Annotated in this window: 2 protein-coding genes; one reads left to right on the top strand and one right to left on the bottom strand. The window is 72.6% G+C overall.

The window, feature by feature from the left end; translation table 11 throughout:
* Positions 1–310 precede the first annotated feature (310 nt).
* On the bottom strand, positions 311–1288 hold the full coding sequence (gene sph / locus ACFUEL_RS38925) for a sphingomyelin phosphodiesterase (RefSeq protein ID WP_380242825.1): 978 nt from the start codon (positions 1286–1288) through the stop codon (positions 311–313).
* Between the two features lie 190 nt (positions 1289–1478).
* Here sph and ACFUEL_RS38920 point away from each other — a divergent pair.
* The coding region (locus ACFUEL_RS38920) for a Clp protease N-terminal domain-containing protein (RefSeq protein WP_380242823.1) at positions 1479–2115 on the top strand (637 nt) is incomplete at its 3' end.

Here is a 2115-nt window from a genome sequence, read left to right as displayed (position 1 = left end):
GCCCGGGCCCGTCGGGGTCCCGCGGGGGGTGGCCGCGCCCGGGACGCTCCCGCCCCGGGCGCGCCGCCGGTGTCAGTGCTGCGTGCGGACTACCAGCACCACTCGAACCAGAGCCGGCGGGTGTTCCCGGTCAGTGCGACGGTGCTGGACTTGCGGATCGTCATCTTGCGCACGTCTGTCTCCTCACGGTGTGGGGGCGGCCGGCCGCGGCCCGCGGCGACTGGCGCCCATGGTGGTGACAACGTGCGTACCCTGTCAAGGAATTGGGGATTCCGCCAGCGCTGCGTCCCGGCCTTCGGGCCGTCCGGGCTCAGCCCGCCAGCAGCGGGTAGTGGTCCGACAGGTCGGTGTAGGTGTACGAGGTGCCCCAACTGCTCACCGTCCACGGCGCGGAGTGGAAGCGGTGCACCGTGTTCGCGTACTGCTGCGGGCGGGCGTGGTCGGCCCGGTACAGCACGTAGTCCAGGTCCTCCTTCGGCTCGCCCGGGTACCGGTAGGCCGCGATCGAGTTGTCTACCGGGTCGAAGGAGTTCGCCCAGCCGGTGCGCGCCGTCGCCGGGGCCAGGTCGCCGTTGGCCAGCAGCGCCGGGTACTCGCCGCCGTGCGAGTCGACGTTCAGGTCGCCGGCCAGCACGACCGGCTCGTCCGCCGGGATCCGCCGGGCGTCCAGGAACGCCCGCACCGCCCGCAACTGCTCGGCCCGGACGTCCGCCGCCTGCCCGCTCGCGCAGCCGGAGTCGGTGGACTGCAGGTGCGTGCCGACCACGTGGGTGAGCTGCCCGGCCACGTTGATCCGCGCGTAGACGAACCCCTTGTTCGACCACCGGTCCGACCCGCAGGCGTCCTCGAACACGTACTGCTCCTTGCGCAGGATCGGCCACCTGCTCAGCAGCAGCACCCCGCCGTCCTCCGGCGTCAGGGCGCTGTAGCCGCCGGACGTCGCGTCCCACCCGGAGGTCGAGCGGCCCACCACCGGCGTGCGGTACGGGTAGGCGGCCGCCGCCCTCGCCGCCAGCGCGTCCGAGGCCGCGTTGTCGAACGCCTCCTGCAGGACGACCACGTCGTGGCCCCGGAAGAACTCGGCGTCGGCGATGGCCAGGGCGCGCTGCGCCTGGCCCCAGTTCGGGTAGAGCGAGGTGCTTATCAGGAAGGTGTTGTAGCTGAGCACGTCCAGCGGGGCGACGGCGGCGGGCGCGCCCTCGGCACGGGCGGCGCCCTGGGTGGACGTCAACAGGGTTGCGGCGAGGGCGAGTACGGCGGCGGTGCGGGCGGCGCGGAGCGCGGTCATCGGGTCTCCGGTGGGTGAGGGCCGGTCGGTGTCGCGCAGTCAACTCGGGCCCGCGTGACGCGGACAAGACAGCGGACGGCGGGTGGGTGAACTCGGCCGAAACACCCCCTACCGGCGAGTAGGAACCGGCCTCGCAGCTGACTGTCAACCCGAGGTTGACGCCCGCCGACTGTCAACCTAAGGTTGCCTCATGGCTGACACCACTGGATCGAACAAGCCCTCCGTCCGGCTCGACGACCTGATCGAGGGCATCAAGAAGTCGTACCCCGAAGCGCTCGACCAGCTGTCCGGCGCGGTGCTGGTCGCCGACCACCTCGGCGACGTCGCCGACCACCTGATCGGCCACTTCGTCGACCAGGCCCGCCGCTCCGGCGCCTCCTGGACCGACATCGGCCGCAGCATGGGCGTCACCCGCCAGGCCGCCCAGAAGCGCTTCGTCCCCAAGGACCCCGGCGAGGTCACCGAGATCGACACCGCGCAGGGCTTCAACCGCTTCACCCCGCGCGCCCGCAACGTGGTGATGGCCGCCCACCAGGCCGCCAAGGACGCGCACAGCGGCGAGGTCCGCACCGAGCACCTGGTGCTCGGCCTGCTCGCCGAGCCCGACGGCCTCGCCGCCGCCTACATCGTCACCAGCGGCATCACCCTCGACGCCGTCCGGGAGGCCGCCCTGGCCGCCCTCCCGCCCGCCGTCGAGGACGCCCCCGAACTCGTCCCCTACGACGCCGGCGCCAAGAAGGCGCTGGAACTCACCATGCGCGAGGCCCTCCGCCTCGGCCACAACTACATCGGCACCGAGCACCTGCTGCTCGCCCTGATCGAGCACG

The organism is Kitasatospora sp. NPDC057198 (genome assembly GCF_042670125.1).
Lineage (GTDB): Bacteria > Actinomycetota > Actinomycetes > Streptomycetales > Streptomycetaceae > Kitasatospora.
This window is presented reverse-complemented; position numbering and strand designations above follow the sequence as displayed.

Coding starts and splice junctions, on each gene's coding strand:
- sph (WP_380242825.1), bottom strand. CDS start 1,288: ATGACCGCGCTCCGCGCCGCCCGCACCGCCGCCGTACTCGCCCTCGCC.